We start from the raw sequence: 24,624 nt of genomic DNA on the forward strand, positions 1-24,624 counted from the left end.
TCGTCAGTGCCCGACGGCCCGTTCCACGGCTCGCGCCAGCAGGCGATGGCCTTCGGCCGTCGGGTGGACGTCGTCGGGGTACAGGAGCCCCGCGGCGATCGTGCTGCCCCCGGCCTCGAGGGCACGCGACTCGAACGCCTCGAAGGCGTCCGCGACGACCGCATCGTTGTCGTCGGCGGCTTCGGCGATGGCTTCGTTCAGTGGCCGGACGAAGCCATCGACCTCCACCACGTTGGTGTAGTCCAGCGCGTAGTAGGTCAGCACGACGATCCGCCCGCGGTAGTCCCCCTCGTCGCGCAGTGTGTCCAGGATGACGTCCAGGTTCTCCTCCAGCTGGTCGGCCATGACCTCCGCCTCGGCCGGCGTCGTGCACTGACCGGTGCCCAGGCAGAGGAACAGGTCGTTCGCGCCGAGCTGGATGGTGACGAGCCGGACGCGGGGCGAGTCGTCCAGCACCTCGAGCGCGTAGTCGAGCTGTGCGCCTTCGTAGTCCTCGTGCAGGGGGAACCGATCCCGGTAACCCAGGCCGGACGGGTCGAGGGAGTTCGCGCAACCGTTGCTCTGGGCGTCGGCGTCGATGAAGCTGGCCGTGGTCTCCCCCGGGCAGCTGGCGTTGATCAGGCGCAGGTCCCAGTCGTCGGCGATCAGGTCGGGATAGCCCACGAAGTTGTCGGGGTCCGGGTAGAGCTCCACTGCGTTCCCGATGAGGCCGAACGGCACCGAGTCACCGAGGGCCAGGTAGGTGCGGTCCCGACTCTCCGAGTCGTCCTTCCCTGCCGGCGTCGCGAGCGCCGGGGTGCTCACGGCGACCGGACCGACGGCCGCCACCACCACCATGGCGACAAGACCCACCCGCCGGCGCAGGGAAGAAGACATGGGCGCTCCTCGGGGCGAGCGGCCGGCGGGCTCTCCGACCGCGGTCGGGGTCATGACCCCGCCACGCTAGGACCGGCCGTCTCGGAACGGAACGTCCTCTCTCCCGGTAACGGGCCCGGGCGACAGCGACTAGACGATCCTGATGCGCAGCCGGCGGAAGCCCCGCCCCTTGTTCTCCATCTTCACGACCTCGATCCGGCCGACCATCGCCGTCGACGCCACGTGCGTGCCGCCGTCCGCCTGGGTGTCGAGGCCGACGATGTCGACGATCCGCACCACGTCGATGTCCGGAGGCAGCAGGTCGGTCGCCGTGCGGATGATGTCCGGGATCGCGTAGGCCTCGTCCCGCGGCAGCGTCTTCACCTCGATCGGCCGGTCCGCGGTGATCTCCTCGTTGACGGCGGCAGCGACGCGCTCCTTGAAGTCCGCCGGCACCTCGGCCAGGTCGAAGTCCATCCGCGCGGTGAGCGGCTCCATGTTGCCGCCGGTCACCAGTGCGCCGAAGTCGCGGAAGACGACGCCGGTGAGCACGTGCAGCCCGGAGTGCGTCCGCATCAGGGCCGTCCGGCGCTCGTCGTCGAGCGCTCCCCGCACCGCCGTTCCCGGAGGCGGGACCGGGTCGCCCTCGACCGGGATCAGGTACAGCTCGTCGCCCTTGCGGGTACCGGCGATGCGGGTGCGCACCCCGCCCCACAGCAGCACGCCCTCGTCCGGCGGCTGCCCACCGCCGCCGGGATAGAACGCCGACCGGTCCAGCACGATCCCCTGCTCCGGGTCGGCGGCGAGCACGGTCGCGTCCCACTCGCGCACCGTGGAGTCGGCGAGGTCGAGGCGGTGGGTGTGGCCGTGCCGGTCCGTTTCGCTGGTCACGCCTGCATGGTGCCCTGGAGGGCGAAAACTGTCATAGGGCGCCTCTAACGTGCGGTGTGTGTTCGACGGTCAGCCACCTCCGATCCCGGACGACGGCGACCCGATCCACGACCGACCGGACGACGTCGCCGCGCCGCTGAGCGACCTCGAGCTCGTGGCCGACATCTGGGCCGCCGACGCCCGCGAGTCCCGCCACGTCGCCGAGCGTGCCGCCTCCGTCGCCGCCCTGGCCCGGCGCCGCAGCATCGAGCGCGACAAGGATTTCAGGCAGCTCGGTGGTCCCGGGCTCGATTCCCGCCTGCGGCAGTCGCCGGTGCTCGCCGACGTGTCGGAGACGTTCGTGACCGAGCTGGCGATGATCCGGTGCTGCTCGGAGCGGGAGGCCGAACTCCTGGCCATCGAGTCGATCCTGCTGACCACCAAGCTCAGGGGCACCTGGAGCGAGCTGTACGCCGGGCGCATCGACGTCCGCAAGATGCGTGCCATGGTCGACCTGCTCGGTCCGGCCACGCCGAAGGTGGCCACCGCGATCGAGCAGCGCGTGCTTCCCGACGCCGAGCACCTCACCGTCGCTCAGCTTCGAGCCAGGGTTCGCCGGGTCCTCGCGCGGCTCGACGCCCAGGCGATGGACAAGCGGCGAGCCGAGGCCGCCCGCCGAGCCGGCGTCTGTCACCAGCCCACCCGCGACGGCATGAGCCAGCTCATCGTCGATCTGTCCGTCGCGGGCGCGGCCGCGTGCGTCGACGCGATCAGCCAGTACGCCGACCTGCTCCGTGCCGACGGCGACGAGCGTCCGATCGGGGTCATCCGCGCCGCGGTAGCCCAGGACCTGATCCTCCGGCCGTGGGACACGACCCGGCCGCCCGTCACCGCCCGGCTCGACATCCACGCGCCCCTCTCTGCGCTGTCGGCCGACTCCCCGTGCCCGCCCCCAGCCGAGATCGCCGGCGAGGTGGTCACCGCCGCGCAGTGCCGGGAGCTGCTCGAGCAGCTGGACATGCTGGGTGTGCGATCCGCTCCCGCGGGCGGATGCGTCCGGGTCGCCATCGGTGATCCGGTGACCGGCCGGCTCGTCGCCGTTGCCACCCGCAACGAGCTCCGCCGCGGGGCCTTCGGCACCGCCCGGCGCTCGAAGCGCCGGGGCCGCCGGCCCACGACCTCCTCGCCCCCAGGTGACAGGCCACGGGCCGGCGGACACCACGACCGAGACCCCGATCGGCCGGCGGACGGCCCCGGATTGCGGCCACCACCACCGAGCCATGGATATCGCCCCACCGCTCCGCAGCAGAGATTCACCGAGGTGCGCGACCGGCACTGCCGCATGCCCGGCTGCCGGCGACGCGCCGGGCGCTGCGACATCGACCACGCCGTCGCCCATGCCGACGGCGGGGCCACCGCCTGCTGGAACCTCTGCTGCCTGTGCCGGCGGCATCACCGGATCAAGACGTTCGCCCGCGGCTGGCGCTTCGAGCTCCTCGCCGACGGACGACTGCTCGTCCGAACGCCGAGCGGGGTCTCCCGCGTCACCCGCCCCCCGAGCTGGACGTGGGACCCCGAACCCGACCCGCCCTGGCTCGAGGAGGAGGCTCCAGCCGACCGTGCCGCCCGGTGATGCGTGCCCGGCCGCCGCCGCCGGGGGCAGGGCGTGCGACTCCCGCGTGGGGTGACCCGGGTGCGGCTGGGGCGCGTGGGGCGCCTGCTGCCCCCCGGGCGACAGTGCCGTGCGAGGTGTCTCCCCGTCGACGGAGGGGGGTCCTCCGCGCGTTTCTCGTGAACGGCGGTTAAGTTTCATCCACGTGACGCGCGTCACGCTCAGCTCTCCGCGCCGACGACAGGCAGGTCCCGTGCTCTACACCGCTTACGAAATGAACCGTCGAGCAGGCGCGCCTGTCGTCGCCGCCTCCGAGCTGACCGCGCGCGCCCTGCACGCGCTGCCCGCCCCGCTGGCCCGGACGCCCGGTGTGCGGCACCTCCGGGCCGCGTGCGAGATCGTCGCCAAGGCGCGGCCCACGCACGACCGCCCCGCCTACGGCATCGAGACCGTGCGCGTCGACGGCCAGTCGGTCGACGTGTTCGAGCGCCCGGCGACGACGACCCCGTTCGCCACCCTCCTGCACTTCGCCAAGCCGTCGGTCCACGGCCAGCCCCGCGTGCTCGTCGTCGGGCCCATGTCCGGGCATTTCACGACCCTGATCCGGCCCACCATCACGACCCTGCTGTCCGACCACGACGTCTACGTCATCGACTGGCACAACGCCCGGGACATCCCCGCCGACCAGGGGAAGTTCGGGCTCGACGAGTACATCGAGCACGTCGTGGAGGCCCTTCGCCACCTCGGGCCGGACACCCACGTCGTCGCCGTCTGCCAGCCCGCCGTCCCCGTGCTGGCCGCCGTCGCCCTGCTCGCCGCCGCGGACGACCCCGCCCAGCCGAGCAGCGTCACGCTCATGGCCGGCCCGGTCGACACCCGCGTGAACCCCAACCGGGTCAACACCGCGGCCGAGACCAAGCCGCTCTCCTTCTTCGAGAAGCGACTCATCTCCACCGTCCCGGCGCGGTACCCCGGCGCCGGCCGGCGGGTCTACCCGGGCGTCGTCCAGCTGACCGCCTTCATGTCGATGAACCCCAAGCGGCACCTGACCGCCCACGCGCGGCTCTACCGCGAGCTCGTGGCCGGCAACGAGGTGGGGGCGGCGGCGATCCGCGACTTCTACGACGAGTACGGCGCCGTCATGGACGTCCCGGCCGACTTCTACCTGGAGACGGTCGGGCGCATCTTCCAGGAGCACCACATGGCGACCGGCCGGTTCACCTGGCGTGGCCAGCACGTCGACCCGGGTGCCATCCGGCGCACCGCGCTGCTCACGGTCGAGGGCGCCCGCGACGACATCTGCTCCCCCGGGCAGACCCTGGCGGCGCACGACCTGTGCACCGGGATCCCGGCGGAGCGCAAGCACCACCACCTGCAGTCCGGTGTAGGCCACTACGGCGTCTTCAGCGGATCCCGCTGGGAGGCCGAGGTCTACCCCGTCCTGCGGTCCTTCATCGAGGCCTCCCGCGTCGAGGAACCGGTCGCCGCGCCCGCCTGAGCTGCTGGTTCCCTCGGCTGCCCCTCAGCGGCCCCTTCGGAACGCCAGGACGCCCCACTCCGGCACGCCCGGGAGCGTTGCCACCGGTGCGTCCGGCGAGGACGGTGGACGGCGCGGCGATGCCGCGGGGCGTCGCCGGCAACCGAGAGGAGTGGTGGCATGTACGCCCGATCAACCACCGTCCGAGGGGATCCGCAGAAGATCGACGACGCGGTCAGGTACGTGCGTGACGAAGTCATGCCGGCCGTTCAGCAGATGAGCGGCTGCGTCGGCCTGTCGATGCTCTGCGACCGCGAATCCGGCCGCTGCATCGTCACGACCGCCTGGGCCGACGAGAGCGCGATGCACGCGACCGAGGAGGCCGTCCGCCCGATGCGGGAGCGCCTGGCGGAGATGTACGACGGGCAGCGCGAGATCAACGAGTGGGAGATCGCGATCCTGCACCGAATGCACGAGGCACCGGACGGCGCCTGTACGCGCGTGACCTGGACCCGCGCCGATCCGGCCGAGATGGACCGGGTCGTCGACACCGTCCGCATGGCGCTGCTCCCCCGCCTCGAGGACCTGGACGGGTTCTGCAGCGTCAGCGTGATGGTCAACCGGGACAACGGCATGTGCGCCCTCGCCGCGACCTACATGACCCGGGACGCGATGAGCGGATCGCGCGAGGCGGTCTCGAAGATGCGGGACGAGTTCACCCAGCAGCTCGGCATGGAGGTCTTGGACATCGCCGAGTTCGACCTGGCCCTCGCCCACCTGCGAGTACCCGAGACAGTCTGAGGGGGTTCCCGGCCGGTTCCCCGTCGCAGCACGGGGACCGGCCAGCTCTCACAAAGGCAGTACCGGCGCCGAGACCGAACGCGTTCCGCCCATCCACCCGGGCAGGAGCAGCATCTTCACGCCCGCTCCCCCGGTGACGACGACGTGCACGTCCGCCGCGGAGGCGGCCACCGTCAACCCGCCGAGCGCATCGGCCGCCACCAGACCGGCCGCACCCGATCTCAGCAGCGCGCTCCCCCGCTCGAACAGGAATCCCGCGATCCGCTCGGTGTCCCATCCGCGCTGCGCGGTGTAGGCCGCCAGCTCCGGCGGCATCAGCAGGAACTGCTCACCCAGGCGGGCCCGGCGCGGATCGCCCGCGGCCAGGGCCACCCCGGCCATCGCCGCCGCGGCCGGCGCCAGGACGTCCGGCACGTCGCGGTAGCCCTCGGCCGGCAGCACCTCCACCACGCTCCCGGCCCCCACCACGGTCACGGCGTCCGCGTCCGCCGCGAACCCCCGCCGGACGGCGAGCGAGGGCAGCGGCCCGCCGGGGACCTCCGCCGTGCAGCATGTGTACTTCGCCGGCGAGCCGATGGTCGCCATGTCGGTCAGGCCCGCCGTCGCGCCGCCGATCCCGGCCAGCGCCAGCGAGACGGCCCGGCCCGCGCACGCGTTGGCCCGGTTGCCGGTGCCCAGCCCACCGGCACCCGATGTCAGGCCCGCCCGCGCCGCGACCGGACCGTGCACCAGCACCGCCACCGCCGGCGCACCGGTCGTCGTCGCGATGCCGAGCAGGTTGAACGCGTCGTCCAGCGCCGCCCGGCAAGCGGCCACCACCACCGGCAGCTGCACCGGCCGGCAGCCGGCCAGCACCGCGTACCAGCCGACGGCGCCCACCGTCAGCTCGCCGAACAGCGGCGGCACGAGTCCGAGCACCGCGTCCGGAGCACGGACGCCGGCCAGCATCGCCGTGAGCCGGCCAGCGGTCGGCGGCACGACCGGCAGCCCGTCCCCGTGCCCGGTCGCCAGCAGGTCGTCGAGCACCACCGACGGGTCGGCGTCGGCCGCCACGAGAGGCGGGTCCGACGAGGTCACGGGACGGGCTGTTCGACCCGCGGCTCGGGTGCGCGGTCCGGGCGCGGCACCCACCGCCACATCGCCACCGCACCGAGCAGCCCGACGCCACCCACGAACCACACCCCGCTGGCGAGCCCGGCGACCGCCGCCACCCCGCCGAGCAGCAGCGGACCTGCACCGAGGCCGAGGTCGGCGAGCAACCGGAAAACGCCGAGGAAGGATGCCCGGCCCGCGCTGGGCGAGGCGTCGGCACCCAGGACCATGACGAGGCCGCTGCTCATGCCGTTGCCCAGCCCCATGAGGGCCGCGGCGAGCGCGAACGTCACGACCCCCGAGGTGAACGGCACGGCGATCAACCCCAGGCCCATGAGCAGCATGGCCGGAACGGCCACCCACATCCGGCCGTAGCGGTCCATCACCTTGCCGGCCGGATAGAACAGCAGCATGTCGACCGCGCTGCTGAGGCCGAAGATCAGCGCCGTGGTCGAGGCGTCCAACCCGATGCTCTGGCCCCAGATCGGGATGACCGCCAGCCGCGCGGCCCGGACCACGCCGACGAACGACGCCGCCGTCCCCACGGTGAGCAGGACCTTGCGGTGCGAACGGACGACGTCGGCCAGCCCGACCTTGGCCGAGGACGTCCCGGCCCCGTGTCCGGGGACGTCCGGCAGGAACAGCAGCAGCAGGGCACCGGCGGCCGCCGCGGCGATGTGGACCCCGTACGCCGCGTCGGTCCCGCCCAGCGCCATGGCACCGGCACCCAGGAAGGGGCCGGCGAACGTACCGATCCGCTGCACCCCGCCCAGGGTGGACAGCGCCCGGGCCCGCATGTCCGGGGAGACGGCCTCGGTGAGGTAGGCCTGCCTGGCCAGCTGCCACACCGCGGTGGCCGCGCCGGTCAGGCCGACGGCCACACCCAGCACCCACACCGCCGGAGCCAGGACGCACACGACCAGCGCGGCCGAGACGAGCAGCGTCGCCCACAGCATGGCGCGGCGCTCGCCGATCCTCGCGGTCAGTTGGCCCGCCGGGATGTCAGCCAGCAGGTGACCGAGGCCGACGGCGCCGACGACGACGCTGGCGCCCCCGACACCGGCACCTAGATCCAGCGCCGTCAGGGCGATGACCGGCGCGATCGCCCCTTGACCCAGCCCATAGAGCATCGACGGCAGGAACACGGTCGGTGCGACCGACCGCAGCGACACCGTGCCGGCGACCGTCACCGGCGGTCCCCGTCAGCAGCGAGTGCGGGCGGCCGCGCGACGGCGGTCACGAGCGCACGGGGACGGGACGCGAGACCGCCGCCGTGGCCCCGAACGACGGGATCCACGCCGAGTGCTTCCCCGCACCCCCGGCGACCAGGACGTGCAGCATGTCGGGGCCGGTGCTGACCGGGAAGAAGTCGCCGTCGGGCTTCACACCCCAGTCCTCGAACTGGCGGTGGTTCTCCTCCGACACCTTCGACACCGGCACGCGCGCCCGCTCCCACAACGTCTCTCGCAGCTCGTCCGCCGTCCACCCGTCGCGGTGCAGCGTCGCCGCGTGCTCCGGCCCGAGCACCAGGAAGTGCGGGCCCTTCACGTACAGGTTGTTGGACCCAGTCTGCGCCATCGTCCCGGCGATGGTCATCAGCAGGCCCTCGCCGGTCGTGCTGCCGTGGTCGTTGATGTTGTGCGGCCCCTCGCAGGCCGCCACCGTCACCACCGACTCACCCGGCGCGAACCCGCGGCGCACCGACAACGGCTCGAACGGGCTCTCCTCCTCGTTCTCACCGAAGCACCACGAGTACTTCGCCGGGTTGCCCTGCGTCGACCGGTCCATCGAGCCGGGGCGCGCGCCGCCGATGTGCGTCGTCACCAGCTGCACCGCCCGCCCGATGACGGCGTTGGCCCGCGTCCCCTGTCCGAAGCAGTTCGTCCCGCAGTTGATCCCCAGGGCGGGGCGCACGGGACCGTTGACGATCACCAGCGGCGCGCACGGGTGCGTCGTGGCCAGCACGCCGTGCAGGTTGTACTCCGGCGCGAGCATCGCCCGCACCGCCGCGAGCACCACCGGCAGGTCGGCGGGCCGGCACCCGGCCATCACGGCGTTGGCCGCGAAGCTCTCCCGCGTCGGCACCAGCCCGGACGGCGGCACCGGCCCCAGCTCGAGCTCGATGCCCTCGAGCGCGGCCAGCGCCGCCGACACCCGCGCCGGGGTCGGCGGCACCGTGGGCAGCCCGTCGCCCCAGCCCCGCTCCCAGGCGACCTCGTGCCAGTTCTCCTCGGTGACGCCCGGCAGCTCGAGCACCTCGGTCGTCCCCCCGGCGGTCACTCGGCCCCCCGCGCCTCGTCGGCCAGCGTCAGCAGCTCCGCCGCGGCGGTCTCGATCTTCGCGGCCAGCTCCCCCTCGTTCAGCCCGCCCACCGGGTGCGGCACCACGATCAGCCGCGGCGACACCCGCCGGGCCTTCGCCTGCGCCTCCACCAGCGGCAGGAACGTCGAGGTCACCAGCAGCGGTGCCACGACGCCACGCTTCTCCAGTTCGACCGAGTCGTGGAGACTCCACGACGAGCACGAGCCCTAATCACCGACCGCCACCACGACCATCTTGTAGTTCTGCGAGAGCCAGTCGATGGTGTCCTTGTCGGCCGCCGCCGAGGCGTTGTCCTTGCTGGCGAAGCCCAGGTCCCGCAGGTCCCAGTGCGCCTGCAGCCGCTCCCCCACCCCGCGCAGCAGCTCGGTGGCGTTGGGCTTGGAGTTGGTGAACAGCGCGACCTGGGTCCAGTCGGCGGTCCCGCCCGCCCGCACCTCGACGTCGGCGTCGTCCGGCAGCACGCCGAACGTCGGATCGACGATGCGCAGCCCGCCGCCCGCCGGCCCCCCACCCGCCGGTCTCAGTGCCGCGACGGCGGCCTGGCCCGCAGCTGCCCCGTCGGCGACGACGGACAGCAGCGTCTGGGCGGCGCCGGCACGCGCGTCACCGGCCACGAACACCGTGGGGACGGCGGTGCGCACGCCGTCCTCGGTCAGGAGACGCTTCTCCGCGTCCGCCGGTAGGCCGTCGACCAGCCCGACCGGCCCGCTCCGCCCGACGTACGGGAAGACGCCCTGCACCGGGAGCTCGCGCTCGCCGTCGCCGGTCCGGACCGTGACGCCCTGCAGCACGCCGTCGGCGCGCAGCCCGGTCACCATGGCGCCGGTCAGCACCTCGACCCGGTCGGCCGCCGTCAGCCGCTGGTCGCGCTCGGGTGACCAGCGCGGCGTCCCGGGCACCAGCACCGTCACCGAGGACGCCAGCTCCGCGAGCTCGAGCGCCTCCTCCGCGGTCCACTCGTCGTCCCCGACCACCGCGACCGCCTTGCCCCGGTAGAGCGGACCGTCGCAGCCGGCGCAGGTCGACAGGCCACGGCCGACCAGCGCCTCCTCGCCGGGCAGCCCGAGGCGCCCGTTGGTCAGCCCGGTCGCGATCACCACGGCGCCCGCCGTCACCTCGCCGCCGGACGTCTCCAGGCGCGCCGGCGCCCCGGCGTGCACGCGCGTCACCTCGTCGAAGCTCATCGTGACGCCGGCCGCCTCCGCCCGGGCGACCAGCTCGGAGATCAGCGCCCAGGGCTCCGCGGAGCCGCCCGGCTCCGGGTAGTCGTGCAGCGTGGTCAGGTTGACGAGCTGACCGCCGGGCGACAGCCGGTCGTAGGCGATCACCCGCCGGCCCGCCTCCGCCGCCACCCGCGCCGCGGTCAGCCCGGCGACACCCCCGCCGACGACGGCGATCTCCCATTCGGTGCTCATGCGTTGCCCAGTCCCGTCGAGATCCGTGGCCAGAGCTCGTCCGCGCCGGCCTCCGCCAGCTGGCGGCCGAGCTCGCGGCTCCAGTAGCGCTCGCTGCCGAACTCGTCCCGCCAGGACCACAGCCGCCGGCTGAGCTGGCCGAGCTCGTACTCCTTGGTCATCCCGATCGCCCCGTGTGCCTGATGGGAGGCGCGCGCCGCGATCGTCGCCGCCTCGCTCGCCGCCGCCTTGGCCGCGGCGACGTCGAAGAAGCCCGGCTCCGGCCGGGCGTTCAGCGTGGCCACCTCGGTCGCCAGCCCGGCCATCTGCGCCTCCTCGGCGATCGTCACGAGGTGAGTCTGCACCGCCTGGAACCGGGCGATCGGACGGCCGAACTGGTGCCGCTCCCCGGTGTACCGGACGGTCAGCTCGCTCACCCGCGCCAGTGCCCCGGAGATCAGTGCGGCCCGGCTCAGCGCACCCCGCAGCCGCAGCGCATCGCCGGTCACGCCGGCGGGGGCGACCCCCACGGCGTCGTCGGGCAGTCCGGCGTCGGTCCACTCCAGGGTGTCCCGCGGCTCGGCGGCCAGGTTGCGGCCCCCGGTCACGCCCGCCGACGCGACCGGCGCGGACACCACGTACCGGTCGCCGCCGGCGTCGGCCAGCAGCGCGACCCGCTCACTGCGGCCGCCCCACGGCACCCGCTGCACCCGCGCGGTCAGCCGCCAGGCGCCCGGCCCGCCGGCGAGCTCGACGGCGTCCCCGGGCCGGCCGACCGCCACCGAGAGCGGGCCCTCCGGGAGCTCCAGGCCCGCCGCGGCCAGCAGCCAGCCGCCCAGCAGACCGGTCTCCGCCAGGGGCACCGGCGCGGCGAAGCGCCCGGCCACGGTGAGCAGCGCGCACGCGTCGGCGATGTCGCCCCCGGACCCGCCGGCCTCCTCGGGCACCGACACGTACGGGAAGCCGGACTCGGCGAGCGCCGACCAGAGCCGCTCGCTCCACCCGGTCGCCTCGGCGGCGACGACGTCCTCGGGGGTGCACAGATCGCGGAAGAGGCCGGTGGCGACGTCGGTCAGCATCGCGCGGTCGTCGCTCATGCCGAGAGCCCCTTCGCCGCCACCGAGCGCAGGATCTCCGTCGTCCCGCCCTGCAGCGTGTACTTCGGCGACGTGAGCACCGCCTCGGCGAGCAGCTCGCCGAACAGCGACCCCGAGCCCTGGTCGAGCTCGGTCTCGGCCGCGACCCGCAGCGCCTCCACCAGGTCCTGCTCGAACCGGGTCCCGACCTCCTTGACCAGCGCCGCCTCGATCGCCGGCGCAGCACCGGCGTCCAGCGCCCGGGCGACCGACAGCGACAGCTGGCGGATCGCCCAGAACCGCGCGGCCAGCCGCCCGACGACCGTCGCCTCCTCGTCGGAGACACCCGTGCCGGCCTTCTCGCGGAGGAACTCGCGCAGCACCGGGAAGGTCGACAGCCACCGGTCCGGGCCGCTGCGCTCGTAGGCCAGCTCGCTGGTCACCTGCTGCCAGCCGGACCCGATCTCGCCGAGCACCATGTCGTCGGGCACGAAGACGTCCTCGAGCGCGACCTCGTTGAAGTGGTGCGAGCCGTCGATGTAGGGGATCGGCGAGATCCGCACCCCGTCGGCGTGCAGGTCGACGATCAGCTGGGAGAGCCCGGCGTGCTTCTTCCCCTCCTCCATCGGGGAGGTCCGGCAGAGGACGGCGAAGAAGTGGTTGTTGTGCGCCTCGCTGGTCCACACCTTGGTGCCGGTGACGGTCCAGCCGCCCTCGACCCTGGTCGCGCGGGTGCGGACGGAGGCGAGGTCGGAGCCGGAGTCGGGCTCGCTCATGCCGAGGGAGAAGTAGATCTCCCCCGCCGAGATGCCCGGGAGGAACCGCTGCCGCTGCTCCTCGGTGCCGTAGTGCAGCAGGGCCGGGCCGGTCTGCCGGTCGGCGACGAAGTGCGCGCCGACCGGGGCGCCGGCAGCCAGGAGCTCCTCCGCGACGACGAACCGCTCGACCGCGCTGCGCCCGTGCCCGCCGTACTCGGGCGGGAGCGCCATCCCCACCCACCCGCGGGCGGCGAGCTTCCGCGAGAACGCCGGGTCGTGCCGGCCGGCGAACCCGAGCGCCGGCCGGTGGTCCGGGGGCAGCTCCGCGGCCAGGAACTCGCGCACCTCGGCACGCAGCGCCGCCTCGGCGGGGCTGAGCGGGGTGGGACCGAACTGCATGCGGAGCTCCTGGGTCGCCGGGGGGATCAGGCCGTCTCGCGCCGCCGCATGGACCACATCTGGGTGGCCCGCTCGAAGTGCAGCCCGGCGTCCCAGCCGATCCCGGGCGGGCCGGCCTCGGTACGGAAGGACCGCACCGCCTCGCGGGCGAGCTCGGGGTCCTTCGCCGCCCGCCCCGCCAGCTCCAGCGCCAGGTCCTCGACCTGGTCGTCCGGCACGGCCTTCCAGGCCAGGCCGATCTCGGCCGCCCGGACGCCGTCGATCTCCTCGCTGAACAGCCCCATCGCGGCGGTGGCCTCGCGGCCCGCCGTGCGCGAGGAGATGGTGAAGTAACCGCCACCGGGGTGCAGGCCGATCCGGAGGAAGCCGGCCAGCAGGCGGGCGTTCTCCGCCACCACGCGCAGGTCGGTGGCCAGCGCCAGGTTGATCCCGGCCCCGACGGCCGCCCCGCGGACGGCCGCGATCGTCGGCATCGAGAGGCTGCCGACCCGCTTGAAGGCGGTGTAGACCGCGCCGAGCTCCTTGTAGTTCTGGTCCTCGGCCTGGTCCGCGCCCGGGTTCCAGCGGCGGCGGTCGGCGCCCGAGCAGAACATGCCCCCGGCACCCCGGACCACGGCTGCGCCCACGGCCCGATCGGCGTCCACCTCGTCGCACAGCGCCGACAGCTGCAGCCCCATCTCCGGGGTCAGCCCGTTCTTCACGTCGGGGTTGTCGACGGTGAAGACGGCGACGCCGCCCTGCTTCTCGAGCGTTATCTGTCCCACGGGGGATGTCCTGCCTCTCTAGGGGTCGGGTCGGGCGGGGTGCGTTGCAGCCTCATTCGCCGAGCGGAACGCCGCGCCCGCTCGTGCTGACCAGGACGTCGACGGCGGTGGCACCGCGCCCGCGCGCTGCCACGATGAGCGGGTTGACCTCGAGTTCGGTGAGCCGGTCCCCGCCCGCGACGATGGCCTGGGACAGCCGCATCACGGCGTCGACGGCGGCCGGGACGTCGGCCGGCTCGGCACCGCGGAACCCGGCCAGCAGCGGCCACGCGCGCAGGCTGCGCAGCATCGCCCAGGCCCGCTCGGGGGTGACCGGGGCCAGCCCGGAGGCGATGTCCCGGTAGAGCTCGGTCGTCACACCGCCGAGCCCGACCGTGATCACCGGCGGGAAGCCGTCCCGCCCGGCGGTGGCGCCGAGGATCAGCTCGGTGCCGGGCGGGATCAGCTCCTGCACCAGCACGCCCTCGACGTCCGGCACGTGGTGCCGCTTCGCGGAGTCGAGCAGCTCGCGGAAGACCGCCGCGGCCTGCTCCGCCGGGACGCCGACCCGCACCCCCCCGACGTCGCTCTTGTGCGCCAGCTCGCCCGCCGCCAGCTTGAGCACGCCCGGGCCGGGCAGCGCGGCGACGGCCTCACGGGCCGCCTCGGGGGTGGTGACCAGCGTCGAGGAGGGCTGCGCTATCCCGATCGCGCGCAGCAGCGCCGACCCGTCGACGACCGGCGCCTGCAGCAGCTCCCGGATCTCCGCGGACGGCGGCGCCGGCGCCGGCGGCAGCGCCGGGACGGTGCCGGGGTGGCGGGGTGGGGCCATGCGGGCCGCGCACCGGGCGACGTCGCCGACCGAGCCGAAGATGGGGATGCCGGCCTCGCGGAAGACCGCACGGCCCTCGGTGGTGAGTTCCTGGCCGGCGATCCAGCCGACCAGCAGCGGGACGGGCAGCTTGCCGGCCGTGGCCACCAGGTCCTCGGCCAGCCGGGCGCCGGCGTCGCCGACGACCATCGTGACGAACACGGCCACCACGTCGACGGACGGGTCGTCGGCGACCATCCGGCAGACGTCGCCGAAGGCGTGCGCGCCGCGGTTGAACAGCTGGGCGGTCACGTCCACCGGGTTGGTGAGCGCCCCGAAGGCCGGGATCAGCGGGCGGAGCCGGTCCTGCGTCGCCGCGGCCAGTTCCGGCATCTCCAGGCCGAGGTCCTCGCACTGGTCGGCCGCCAGGCTCCCCGCGCCGCCCGAGGTGGTGACGACGGCGACCCGCCGTCCCTCCGACCGCTTGCCGGTGGCCAGCACGGCCGCGACCGCCAGCAGCTCGTCGATGTCGTGGACCAGGACGACGCCGTGCTCCTGGGAGGTCAGCACGAACGCGACGTCGTCACCCAGCATCGACCCGGTGTGGCTGGCCACCGCGCGCCGGCCGGCGCTGGAGCGCCCCGAGCGCAGCACCACGAGGTGCTTGCCCATCTCCCGCGCCCGGCGCGCCAGCGCGGCGTAGGCGACGCCGTCGTCGGCGGCCTCGACGTAGAGCATGAGCACCCGGACCGCCGGGTCCGCCAGCAGCTCACCGGACACCTGCACCAGGTCGAGGTCGGCCTGGTTGCCGGTGCTCGCCCACGCGGCCAGCCCGAGGCCCATGTCGGTGGCCAGGTCGAGCACCGACCCGCCGACCGCCCCGCTCTGCCCGACGTAGGCCACCCCGCTGTCGTGCGCCAGGGGCCGGTCGGCCGCGGCGGTGAAGGTCGCGACGACGCCGGTCGGTGCGTACAGGAAGCCCTGGCAGTTGGGGCCGAGCACGCGCACCCCGGTCTCGCGGGCCACCGCGGTCAGCCGCTGCTGCAGGGCCACGCCCTCCGGGCCGACCTCGGCGAAACCGGACGCGTAGACGACGGCGGCCTTCGCCCCGACCGCCGCCGCCTGCCGGATGGCGTCCTCGACCCGCTCCGCGGCGACCAGCACGAGCACCAGGTCGACCGGGCCGGGCACGTCGGCCAGCGTCGGGTAGCACTTCTGCCCGACCAGCTCCTGGTAGTTCGGGTTGACCGGGTAGATGCCGCCCGCGTAGCCGTGCTCGACGAGGTAGCGCAGCGGCCGCGCCATCAGGTTCTCCGAGCGACCCGAGATCCCGAGCAACGCGATGCCGCGCGGCCGCAGCAGCGCCTGCAGGCCGTCGGGCCGGGCCCCCTGCGGCGGTTCCGGGGCGGATCCCGACGGCGGCTCGGTCATCGGGCAGCGCCTTCCGGGAGGGCGACGGGAGGGGTCCCCAGCAGCTAAGTTGACACCGACGTCAGTGTCAACCTGGCCCGGGCAGTCCGCCGGGCGTTCTGCGGGAGGGATGCGCGCGGTGCCCACCCCAGGCCCGGGATCCGACCCCGTGGACGGCGCGGTGGGGTCCCCCGACCCGTCGCTCCCGACGACCGAGCGCGGCCGCCGGATGCGCACCCGGCTGCTGGCCGCGGCCCGCGAGGTCTTCGAGCGCGACGGCTTCCTGGACGCGCGGGTCACCGACATCTCGGCCGCCGCCGGGGCCGCCCACGGCAGCTTCTACACCTACTTCGGGAGCAAGACCGAGATCTTCCGCGCGCTGGTCGCCGCCACGATGGACGAGCTGTACGCCTCCCTCGGCGGCGGCGCCGGTGAGCCGGGCGGCGCGCGGAGGTCCCCCTCCTCGACGTCCGACGCCGTGCTGCGCATCGACCGGGCCAACCGCCGCTTCGTGGCGATGTACCGGCAGAACACCGCCCTGATGGCGCTCTTCGAGCAGGTGACCACCTTCGACCCGGAGGTGCGCGCGCTCCGGCAGGCAGCCCGGGAGCGCATGGTCGGCCGGGTCCGGCACAGCATCGAGCAACTGCAGTCCGACGGCCTGGTCGCCGCCGACCTCGACGCCGAGTACAGCGCACACGCGCTGGTCGCCATGGTCAACGGCCTGGTGCACTACTGGCTGGTGCTCGGGGCCGACTTCGATGAGGACCGGCTGGTCGCCACGATGACCGGTCTCTGGGCACGGTCGCTCGGCCTCGCCGCCGCACCCTGAGCCCTGTCCCTGGTCTCGACGAGGGTCGTGACCAGGGACAGGGGCATCAGACCCCGGCCTTGTCGTCCTCCCGGGCTGCCTTCGACTCGGCCCGCCGCCGGCCGTAGGCGGCCAGCCGGGCCCGGACCACGTTCCGGATCATCGGCGCCAGGACCGGGACCAGCACGATGAACGCCATCACCGCGAGGAGCACGATGGACGTCGTCCGCTCGACGAAGATGCCCCAGCTTCCGTCGGAGATGAGCAGCGTCTGCCGCAACGTCTCCTCACCCAGCGGACCGAGCACCAGGGCGATCATCAGGGCGGCCGGGGAGAACCCGTAACGCCGCATGAAGAAGCCCAGTACGCCGCAGGCCAGCATGACGCCGACCTCGATCATGCTGCCGTTCACCGTGTACGTGCCGACGATGCAGACCACCAGGATGATCGGCGCGAGGATCCGGAACGGCACCCGGGCGATGCTGGCGAACGCCGGGATGAAGAAGATGTTCACGATCAGCAACATGATGTTGCCCAGGTACATGCTGGCGATCAGGCCCCAGGCGAACTCGGGGTTCTGCTCCATCAGCAGGGGGCCGGGCTGCAGGCCCCACATCAGGAACCCACCGATGAGGACGGCGGTCGCCGCGGAGCCCGGGATGCCCAGGGTCAGCAGCGGCACCATCGCGCCGGCCGACGCGGCGTTGTTGGCCGCCTCGGGGCCGACCAGTCCGGGCATGTGGCCCTTGCCGAACTTCTCGGGCGTCTTGGAGATGGACTTCTCGAGGTTGTAGGACATCAGCGAGGCGACGGTGGCGCCGGCCCCGGGCGTGGTGCCGACGAGGAATCCGAGGAAGGAGCCGCGGACCATGGGGCCGCGCGACTCGCGCCGGTCCTGCTTCGTCGGCCAGAAGCCCTTGCTGCGCGAGCTGACGCTGAAGTAGCCGAGCTTCTCCAGGTGCCCGCCGCGCCACAGCGTGTGCAGGACCTCCCCGACGCCGAAGAGGCCGATGGCCACCGGGATGAAGTCGATCCCGTTGATGAGCTCGGTCGAGCCGAAGGTGTACCGCTGCTGGCCGCCGCCGATGTCGATGCCGACCGTCGCCAGGCCGAACCCCAGGAGCGCGGACAGCGCTCCGAGCAGGCGGTTCTTGCCCACGATCACGATGAGGGTGAGCAGGCCCAGGATGACGACCAGGAAGAGCTCCGGCGGACCGAAGCTCGAGGCGACCGACGCCATCAACGGTGCCGCGACGCTGATCAGGACCGCGCCGATGGTCCCGGCGACGAACGAGGCGACCGCGGCCATCACGAGCGCCGGTCCCGCTCGGCCCTGCTTGGCCATCGGATAGCCGTCGAAGGTGCTGGCCACCGTGGCCGATTCGCCCAATCGACCGGGCGGTGGCCATCCTCCGGTGCTTCGACGCCCGCCGTCCGGCTCTCGGGATCACCGACATCGCCCGGGCGACCGGGCTGTCCACGACGACCACCCATCGGCTGCTGGTCGCCCTGCAGGCGAACCGGCTCATCCGCCAGACCAGCGACCGCCGCTACGGCCTGGGGCCCCTGCTCGTGCAGCTCGCCCGCAGCGGCGCGCTACCGACCACGCTGCGCGACGCCGCACTGCCGCTGATGACGGCGTTGCGCGACGAGGTCGACGAGACGGTCGGGCTGCACGAACTGCTGCCGAGCGGAGAACGGGCCGTCGTCGACCAGGTCGAGAGCCACCAGGAACTCAGGCGTACCTACACCGAGATCGGTGTGCCCATCGCGTTGCCGCACGGCGCGCCCGGGAAGGCGATCCTGTCCGTGCTCCCGCCGGAGCAGCAGGAGGCGTGGCTGTCCCGGCCGATCGATGCCGTCACTCCGAGGACGATCACCGATGCCGGGGCCCTGCGGGCACAGCTCGCCGCCACACGCGCGCGCGGCTGGGCCGGCTCGGTGTCCGAGCGGACCCCGGGCATCCGGGCGGTCGCCGCACCGATCTTCGACCACACGGGCGGGGTGATCGGCGCGCTCGGCCTCTCGGTGCCCGAGATCCGGATGGCCGACGCCCGCGCCGAGGAGCTCGGTCGACGGGTCAAGGAGACCGCGTGGCTGGTCTCCGAAGCGCTGGGCGCCACGCCGGCGGCCGTCGAGGCCACCGTGGAGCGCGCCGGGGGACGCTGACCGGCGACCGGGGGCCGCCGCGGGTCAGTCCGCGGCGATGCGCGTGGTCAGCGTGCCGATGCCCTCGATCGTCACCGCGACCTCGTCGCCACGCTGAAGGGCGCCCACTCCGGCCGGCGTCCCGGTCAGCACGACGTCACCGGGCAGCAGCGTCATGGTCTGACTGACCCAGGCGAGGCACGCGGCGACGTCGAGCAGCATGTCGGCGGTGGTGCCGTCCTGCCGGACCTCCCCGTTGACCGTCGTCCGCAGCGACAGCGCGCCGGGGTCGATCTCGGTCTCCACCCAGGGGCCCAGCGGGCAGGACCCGTCGAAGCCCTTGGCCCGCGTCCACTGCTTCTCCGCGCGCTGCATGTCGCGCATCGTGAGGTCGTTGGCGACCGTGTAGCCGAACACGACGTCGGCCACCTCGTCGGCCTGCACGCGCGTGCAGCGACGGCCGATGACGATCGCCAGCTCGCCCTCGAAGTGCAGGTTGCTGGTCAGTTCCGGGTACGGGACCTCGGCATCGGGCCCGACCACCGCCGTCGAGAACTTGCTGAACACGACCGGGATCTCGGGGACCTCGTTGCCGAGTTCCTTCGCGTGCTCGGCGTAGTTGCGACCGAAGCACAGCACCTTGCTCGGCTCGACCGGAGCCAACAGGGTGACCTCCGACAGCGGGGTGCGCTCCTCCGTCTGCCGCAGACCGTCGAAGGGCGAACCGTCCAGCGCGACGACCGCGTCGTCCTCGATCACGCCGTAGGTGGCCGGCCCGCCACTGGCGGGGGTGTACCGGGCGATCCGCATCAGATGGCCTTGACCATGCCGCCGTCGACCAGGAAGTGCTGGCCGGTGAGGTAGGTGTTGGCGCCGCTGACGACGAAGGCCAGGACCTTGGCGAACTCCTCGGTGGTGCCGTAGCGGCCCAGCGGGATGTTCCGCTCCGTCTGCGCGCGCACCTCCTCGATCGGGACGCCGGCCTTCTCCGCGTTGGTGGCGTCCAGCTGGGCGGTCCGTTCGGTGGCGATCCGCCCCGGGCCCACGGTGTTGATGAGCACGCCGTCCGGGGCGAACTCGACCGCCAGGCTCTTGGCCAGCCCGAGGATCGCGACCCGGTAGGTGTTGGACAGCAGCAGGTTCGGGATCGGCTGCTTGATCGACGACGAGGCGATCGTGACGATCCGACCCCACTTCTGCTGCCGCATGTGCGGCAGCGCACCGCGGATCAGCCGGACGCCGGACAGCAGGTTCAGCTCGAAGGCCTCCTGCCAGGCTGTGTCGTCCAGGGCGTCGAAGCCGCCGGCGCGCGGGCCGCCGGCGTTGTTCACGAGCACGTCCACACCCCCGAGGCGCTGCTCGGTCTCCTGCAGCAGGCGCGTGATGTCGGCCGCGTCGGACACGTCCGCCGCGCAGTACTCGACCTGGGCGCCGGTGGCCTCGGCGATCTCCGACGCCGTCTTCGCCAGCTGCTCCTCGCCACGACTGGAGATCATCACGCGGGCGCCCTCGGCGGCGAGCTGGGTCGCGATCGCCCGGCCCAGTCCTTTGCTGGCGGCGGTCACGAGCGCGACCCGGCCGGTCAGTTCCAGATCCATCAGTTCACTCCACGGGGTTCGAGAGGTCGCGGAAGCCCGCGATCGAGACGCCGGCGGTGTCGCCGGGCCGGATGTGCGCGGCACCGGGGGTGCCGGTCGAGATGATGTCGCCCGGCAGCAGGGTCATGACGCGGGAGTGGAAGGCCACCAGCCACCATGGGCGGAAGGTCATGTTGGAGACGGCGTTGCGCCGGTGGACCTCGCCGTTCAGGAGGGTCGCGACCTCCAGCGCATCGACGTCGTCCACCTCGTCGACGGTCACCAGCTCCGGCCCGAAGCTGAAGAACGTGTCGAAGCTCTTCGAGCGGGTGAGGTAGCGCGGATTCTTCTCGAGGATGTCCTCGGCGGTCATGTCCACGATGGTGGTGAACCCCGCGACCACCGAGGCGGCGTCGGCCTCGTCCACGTCCTTGCACTGCTTGCCGATGATCACGCCGAGCTCGCCCTCGGCGGTCGTCCGCTGCGACTGCGGCGGGATCCGGATCGTGTCGCCGGGCCCGATGATCGTGGTGTCGGGCTTCATGAAGCTGGCCGGTTCGGTCGACGGCGCCTTCTCCGAGAGGTCGGACGCGTGCTCGACGTAGTTGAGCCCGATACCCCAGATCTTGCGGGGATGGCGGTAGAGCGGCGCGTAGACCAGCTGGTCCTGCGGGATCGCGAGCTCGTCCAGCAGCCCGGACGGAGCGCCGCCCACCCACCTCCGCAGGTCATCCAGCTGACCGAGCTCGAGCAGCTCCTGCACGGTGGAGGCCCAGGTGGTGCCGAGTGCCTCGTTCACCGCGGTCAGCAGCACGGCGCCGGACGGGCGCACCAGGGCGGCCGGCTCGGCGCCGTCCAGCCGCAGGGACGTGAGTCGCACAGAGGTCCTACCTCTCGGGTCGCGCCGGTCAGAGACCGACGGCGGTGATCAGGTCGTCGAGCTCGGCGAGCGTGAGTTCGTCCACCGGCGGGGCCGGGAAGCGCGCGTGCGGGGAGCTGATCGACCCCCGCCGGGCGAACACGGCCTTGCGGATCGTCACCCCGCCCACGCCCAGCTGCGCCTCGTACCGGATCAGCGGCAGGTGGCGGAAGAAGTACTCCTGCGCCTCGGTGCGGTTGCCGGCCGCGAAGAGCTCGTAGGTCCGCACGAGCACCTGCGGGAAGCCGAATCCGGTCATGATCCCGTCGGCCCCGCGCAGCAGCTCCTCGTAGAGGTAGACCCCGCCGAGCCCGCCGAAGATGCCCACCGGCGAGCTCACCTTGTTCCGCACCGCCGTGATCTTGGGCAGGGTCGGCGTCTCCTCCAGCTTGAGATAGCGACAGCCCTCGATCTCGTCGAGCAGCCGCACGAGGAAGGGTGCCGGCATCGTCACGCCGGTGTTCACGGGCTCGTCCTGGACGACGACGGGCACCGAGACGGCGTCGGCGACCCGGCGGAAGTGCTCGAAGACCAGGTCGAGGTTCTTCGTGTTGTCCGGCGGCGCCAGCATGACCGCGGCTGCCCCCGCGTCCTCGGCCCGGCGGGCGTAGTCCAGCGACATGCGGGTCGCGCGGGCCGACACCCCTGCGACGACGGGCACCCGCCCGGCGGTCGCCCCGACGTAACGGCGCAGGACCCGCTCGCGCTCGTCGTCCAGCAGCTTGGCCGCCTCGCCCATGATGCCGAGGATGGTCAGTCCGTGGGCCCCGGCGCCGAGGTAGTCCTCGACGAGGCTGTCGATGCTCGCCTCGTCCACGTCCCCGTCGTCGGTGAACGGGGTCAGTGTGATCGGTAGCACGCCCTGGAGGTCGCTCATCGGGAACTACCCTGCACTGAGGCCCGGCCGGCTCTCCCGAGGTCCGTGATGGTGATCACCGGCCCACCGTAACGGCCTGCTCAGGCAGCCCGCTTCCCGGAGGGGAGGCTCCGGCCACGACACGATCGGAGGACTATGGCCGCCCAGCGCTACGCCGTCGTCGGCGGCGGGATCATCGGCGCGGCGGTGGCCCGCCGGCTGCTCGAGCTCCGCCCCGATGCCGAGGTGACCCTCCTGGAGAAGGAGGATCGCCTCGCCGCGCACCAGACCGGCCGCAACAGCGGCGTCGTGCACGCCGGCCTCTACTACCAGCCCGGTTCGCTCAAGGCCCTACTGTGCCGCCGCGGCGTCGGACTGCTGAAGGACTTCTGCGCGGAGAAGGGCATCGCCTACGACGAGATCGGCAAGGTGCTCGTCGCCCTCGACGCCGAGGAGCAGCAGCGGCTCGACGCCATCGCGGAGCGGGCACGGGCCAACGACGTGCCGGGCATCCGCGTCATCGACCGCGCCGAGCTCACGGAGCTCGAGCCGCACGTCACCGGCATCGCCGGCCTGCACTCCCCCACGACGGCGATCGTCGACTACCCGGCGATCACCCGGGCGCTCGCGGCCGACGCGGAGGCCCGCGGCGCCACCGTCCGCACCGGCTTTCCGGTCACCGGACTGCAGCACACCACCGGCACCGCCGACGAGACCGTGGTGGTCCGCGGGGCCCTCGGGCGAGGAACTCGTCGTGGACGAGGTCGTGCTGTGCGCCGGGCTGCAGGTCGACCGCCTGGCCGAGCTGGCCGGCGACGCGCACGCGCCCCGCATCGTGCCGTTCCGCGGCGAGTACTTCGCGCTGGTGCCGGAGAAGCGCTCGCTGGTCAACGGCCTGGTCTATCCGGTGCCCGATCCGCGCTACCCGTTCCTCGGGGTGCACCTGACCCCACGGTTCGACGGCGAGGTGCTCGTCGGGCCCAACGCCGTCCTGGCCCTGGCCCGGGAGGGGTACCGCCGTCGCGACGTGTCCGTGCGGGAGCTCGCCGAGATCGTCCGCTACGCGGGGTTCCGCCGTTTCGCCCGGCAGCACTGGAGGACGGGCGTCGCCGAGATGCGCGGCTCGCTGAGCAAGCGTGCCTTCACCGCCGCCGCCCAGCGCTACGTGCCCGAGCTGACCGTGGCGGACATGGTGCCGGCGGCCGCGGGCATCCGCGCCCAGGCGCTGGAGACCGACGGCAGCCTGGTCGACGACTTCCGCATCAGCCGCACCGGCGCGGTCGTCGCCGTCCGGAACGCCCCCTCGCCCGCCGCCACGTCGTCCCTGGCCATCGCCGAGCACATCGTCGACACCCTCCTCGGCCGCGTCGCGGACTCGTGACCACCGTCCCGACGCCCTGGGCGCTCGAGGAGCGTCCCGCCCGCGTGCTGCTGCCCGTCGACGGCTCCCGCGGGCCGGTCTGAACCCCGTGTCCACGAGCCGCCGCGACCGGCCGGCGTCCTCCCTCTCGGCGGGCGGCGCCGCCGTCACGGTGACCACCGTCGGGGTCCTCCCCGTCTACATGGTCGGTGTGCTGTGGGTGCAGATCCGGGAGGACCTCGGCTTCGGTGTCTCCCTCCTCGGCACCCTGGTGGCCTGCTTCTTCTTCACCTCGGGGCTCGCGGCGTTCACCGCGGGCATGGTCGTGCGCCGCTTCGGCACGTCGCCGGTGGTGCGGCTGTCCGCGGTGATCAGTGCCGCCTCGATGCTGGTCATCGCGCTGGCGGCGCAGCACACGGTGGCCCTGGTCGCGGCGCTCGTGGTCGCCGGCTGGGGCAACGGCGTCGGGCAGCCCGCGAGCAACGACCTCATCGCCCGCGCGGTGTCCGCCACCCGGCACGGGCTGGCCTTCGGTACCAAGCAGGCGGCGATCCCGCTGTCGACGATGATCGCCGGCATCGCGGTACCGGTCGTCGCGATCCCGCTCGGCTGGCGGCCGGCGTTCGCCATCGGGGCCGGGCTGGCATTGCTCGTGGTGCTGACCGTGCCCGGTGGCCACCGGCTGCCGCCGTCCGGCACGGCCACGCCCACGGAGGCCGCCGGCCCCTTCCGCCGGGCCCCGCTCCTCGTGCTGTCGGCCGGGGTGATGCTGGGTGCCGGCTCCGGCAACGCGCTGGGGTCGTTCTTCGTCGCCACCGCCGTGGACGGCGGCATCTCCCCGGCCACCGCGGGTGTGCTCGCCGCGGTGGCCAGCGGCACCGGGGCGGCGTCCCGGATCGCGTTCGGCTGGCTGGCCGACAAGGTCCGGACGAAGTGGCTGAACGTCGTCGCCGCCCAGATGGTGCTCGGCGGGTTCGCCTACGCGCTGCTCGGCACGGGCGTCGAGGTGCTCATCGCGGCGGGCGCGGTCATCGGCTACTGCACCGGCTGGGCGTGGGCCGGGCTGTCCACGTTCGCGGTCGCCCGGATGCACCCGGGCATGGCCGCCCGCGCCACCTCGATCACGCAGGGCGGGATGGGCGCCGGCGCCGCCCTCGGTCCGCTCGTGTTCGGGCTGGTCGCCTCGGCCACCTCCTACTCGGTCGCCTGGTACGCCAACGCGGGAATGGCGCTGCTCGCCGGGGTGGTCGTCGTCCAGGGCCGCCGGATGCTCATGCGCGAGCGCCCCCGACTGGTCGCCGCCCAGCTGCAGCGGAAGGCAGCGCGCCGCTGA

Annotated in this window: 22 protein-coding genes and 1 pseudogene; 7 read left to right on the forward strand and 16 right to left on the reverse strand. The window is 73.4% G+C overall.

Annotated elements, in window-relative coordinates; all coding sequences use genetic code 11:
* Positions 1-3 precede the first annotated feature (3 nt).
* Positions 4-876, reverse strand: coding sequence for a GDSL-type esterase/lipase family protein (locus E4P39_RS13150; RefSeq protein WP_167761842.1), 873 nt, complete (start codon positions 874-876; stop codon positions 4-6).
* 129 nt (positions 877-1,005) lie between these two features.
* Positions 1,006-1,746, reverse strand: a complete 741-nt coding sequence (locus E4P39_RS13155) for an alanyl-tRNA editing protein (RefSeq protein WP_135137029.1) — start codon at positions 1,744-1,746, stop codon at positions 1,006-1,008.
* A gap of 58 nt (positions 1,747-1,804) precedes the next feature.
* Between E4P39_RS13155 and E4P39_RS13160 the strand changes: the two genes are divergently transcribed.
* From E4P39_RS13160 to E4P39_RS13170, 3 genes are all read left to right on the forward strand, one after another.
* The gene (locus E4P39_RS13160) at positions 1,805-3,358 is read left to right on the forward strand and encodes an HNH endonuclease signature motif containing protein (RefSeq protein WP_135137030.1); all 1,554 of its coding nucleotides are present in this window, start codon (positions 1,805-1,807) and stop codon (positions 3,356-3,358) included.
* Between the two features lie 232 nt (positions 3,359-3,590).
* Positions 3,591-4,835 carry a polyhydroxyalkanoate depolymerase gene (gene phaZ, locus E4P39_RS13165; protein WP_135137031.1) on the forward strand — a complete coding sequence of 415 codons (1,245 nt, stop codon included), beginning with the start codon at positions 3,591-3,593 and terminating at the stop codon, positions 4,833-4,835.
* 159 nt (positions 4,836-4,994) lie between these two features.
* A complete protein-coding gene (locus tag E4P39_RS13170; RefSeq protein WP_135137032.1) occupies positions 4,995-5,615 on the forward strand; it encodes an antibiotic biosynthesis monooxygenase in 621 nt (206 codons plus the stop codon).
* A 48-nt stretch (positions 5,616-5,663) separates the two neighbouring features.
* Here E4P39_RS13170 and E4P39_RS13175 read toward each other — a convergent pair whose 3' ends face one another.
* From E4P39_RS13175 to E4P39_RS13215, 9 genes are read right to left on the reverse strand one after another with little or no spacing between them, the layout of a single operon-like run.
* Positions 5,664-6,692, reverse strand: a complete 1,029-nt coding sequence (locus tag E4P39_RS13175; RefSeq protein WP_135137033.1) for a hypothetical protein — start codon at positions 6,690-6,692, stop codon at positions 5,664-5,666.
* Entirely contained in the window at positions 6,689-7,897 is a 1,209-nt protein-coding gene (locus E4P39_RS13180) for an MFS transporter (protein WP_209306521.1), read from the reverse strand. Before E4P39_RS13180 ends, E4P39_RS13175 begins: the two co-directional genes overlap by 4 nt.
* Positions 7,898-7,943: 46 nt before the next feature.
* A complete protein-coding gene (locus tag E4P39_RS13185) occupies positions 7,944-8,987 on the reverse strand; it encodes a hypothetical protein (RefSeq protein WP_135137034.1) in 1,044 nt (347 codons plus the stop codon).
* Positions 8,984-9,178, reverse strand: a complete 195-nt coding sequence (locus E4P39_RS13190; RefSeq protein ID WP_135137035.1) for a hypothetical protein — start codon at positions 9,176-9,178, stop codon at positions 8,984-8,986. Before E4P39_RS13190 ends, E4P39_RS13185 begins: the two co-directional genes overlap by 4 nt.
* 57 nt (positions 9,179-9,235) lie before the next feature.
* Positions 9,236-10,444 (reverse strand): NAD(P)/FAD-dependent oxidoreductase, encoded by a 1,209-nt coding sequence (locus E4P39_RS13195; protein ID WP_135137036.1) that lies wholly within the window; start codon positions 10,442-10,444, stop codon positions 9,236-9,238.
* On the reverse strand, positions 10,441-11,520 hold the full coding sequence (locus tag E4P39_RS13200) for an acyl-CoA dehydrogenase family protein (RefSeq protein ID WP_135137037.1): 1,080 nt from the start codon (positions 11,518-11,520) through the stop codon (positions 10,441-10,443). Before E4P39_RS13200 ends, E4P39_RS13195 begins: the two co-directional genes overlap by 4 nt.
* Positions 11,517-12,656, reverse strand: coding sequence for an acyl-CoA dehydrogenase family protein (locus E4P39_RS13205; RefSeq protein WP_135137038.1), 1,140 nt, complete (start codon positions 12,654-12,656; stop codon positions 11,517-11,519). Before E4P39_RS13205 ends, E4P39_RS13200 begins: the two co-directional genes overlap by 4 nt.
* A gap of 26 nt (positions 12,657-12,682) precedes the next feature.
* A complete protein-coding gene (locus tag E4P39_RS13210) occupies positions 12,683-13,420 on the reverse strand; it encodes an enoyl-CoA hydratase-related protein (protein WP_135137039.1) in 738 nt (245 codons plus the stop codon).
* 52 nt (positions 13,421-13,472) lie between these two features.
* Positions 13,473-15,641, reverse strand: coding sequence for an acetate--CoA ligase (locus E4P39_RS13215; RefSeq protein ID WP_135137040.1), 2,169 nt, complete (start codon positions 15,639-15,641; stop codon positions 13,473-13,475).
* A gap of 118 nt (positions 15,642-15,759) precedes the next feature.
* Here E4P39_RS13215 and E4P39_RS13220 point away from each other — a divergent pair, with 118 nt between their 5' ends.
* On the forward strand, positions 15,760-16,452 hold the full coding sequence (locus E4P39_RS13220) for a TetR/AcrR family transcriptional regulator (protein WP_245159806.1): 693 nt from the start codon (positions 15,760-15,762) through the stop codon (positions 16,450-16,452).
* A gap of 46 nt (positions 16,453-16,498) precedes the next feature.
* On the opposite strand, the gene E4P39_RS13225 is transcribed toward E4P39_RS13220, so the two are convergent.
* Positions 16,499-17,821 carry a tripartite tricarboxylate transporter permease gene (locus E4P39_RS13225; protein WP_280790856.1) on the reverse strand — a complete coding sequence of 441 codons (1,323 nt, stop codon included), beginning with the start codon at positions 17,819-17,821 and terminating at the stop codon, positions 16,499-16,501.
* Positions 17,822-17,832: 11 nt separating this feature from the next.
* On the opposite strand from E4P39_RS13225, the gene E4P39_RS13230 reads away from it, so the two are divergent.
* Complete coding sequence (locus E4P39_RS13230) at positions 17,833-18,600, forward strand: IclR family transcriptional regulator (RefSeq protein ID WP_209306523.1); 768 nt, start codon at positions 17,833-17,835, stop codon at positions 18,598-18,600.
* 24 nt (positions 18,601-18,624) lie between these two features.
* Here the strand turns inward: E4P39_RS13230 and E4P39_RS13235 are convergent, their stop codons facing one another.
* From E4P39_RS13235 to E4P39_RS13250, 4 genes are read right to left on the reverse strand one after another with little or no spacing between them, the layout of a single operon-like run.
* Entirely contained in the window at positions 18,625-19,389 is a 765-nt protein-coding gene (locus E4P39_RS13235; protein WP_135137043.1) for a fumarylacetoacetate hydrolase family protein, read from the reverse strand.
* Entirely contained in the window at positions 19,389-20,177 is a 789-nt protein-coding gene (locus E4P39_RS13240; protein ID WP_135137044.1) for an SDR family oxidoreductase, read from the reverse strand. The genes E4P39_RS13235 and E4P39_RS13240 overlap by 1 nt, the downstream gene beginning before the upstream one ends.
* Positions 20,178-20,181: 4 nt before the next feature.
* Positions 20,182-21,036 carry a fumarylacetoacetate hydrolase family protein gene (locus tag E4P39_RS13245; protein ID WP_135137045.1) on the reverse strand — a complete coding sequence of 285 codons (855 nt, stop codon included), beginning with the start codon at positions 21,034-21,036 and terminating at the stop codon, positions 20,182-20,184.
* 28 nt (positions 21,037-21,064) lie between these two features.
* Complete coding sequence (locus E4P39_RS13250) at positions 21,065-21,952, reverse strand: dihydrodipicolinate synthase family protein (RefSeq protein ID WP_135137046.1); 888 nt, start codon at positions 21,950-21,952, stop codon at positions 21,065-21,067.
* A 135-nt stretch (positions 21,953-22,087) separates the two neighbouring features.
* Here E4P39_RS13250 and lhgO point away from each other — a divergent pair.
* Both lhgO and E4P39_RS13260 read left to right on the forward strand, forming a co-directional pair.
* Positions 22,088-23,312: pseudogene (gene lhgO / locus E4P39_RS13255) on the forward strand (L-2-hydroxyglutarate oxidase).
* A gap of 88 nt (positions 23,313-23,400) precedes the next feature.
* Positions 23,401-24,624, forward strand: a complete 1,224-nt coding sequence (locus E4P39_RS13260; protein ID WP_135137047.1) for an MFS transporter — start codon at positions 23,401-23,403, stop codon at positions 24,622-24,624.

This window comes from Blastococcus sp. CT_GayMR19, from assembly GCF_004570385.1.
Taxonomy (GTDB): Bacteria; Actinomycetota; Actinomycetes; order Mycobacteriales; family Geodermatophilaceae; genus Blastococcus_B.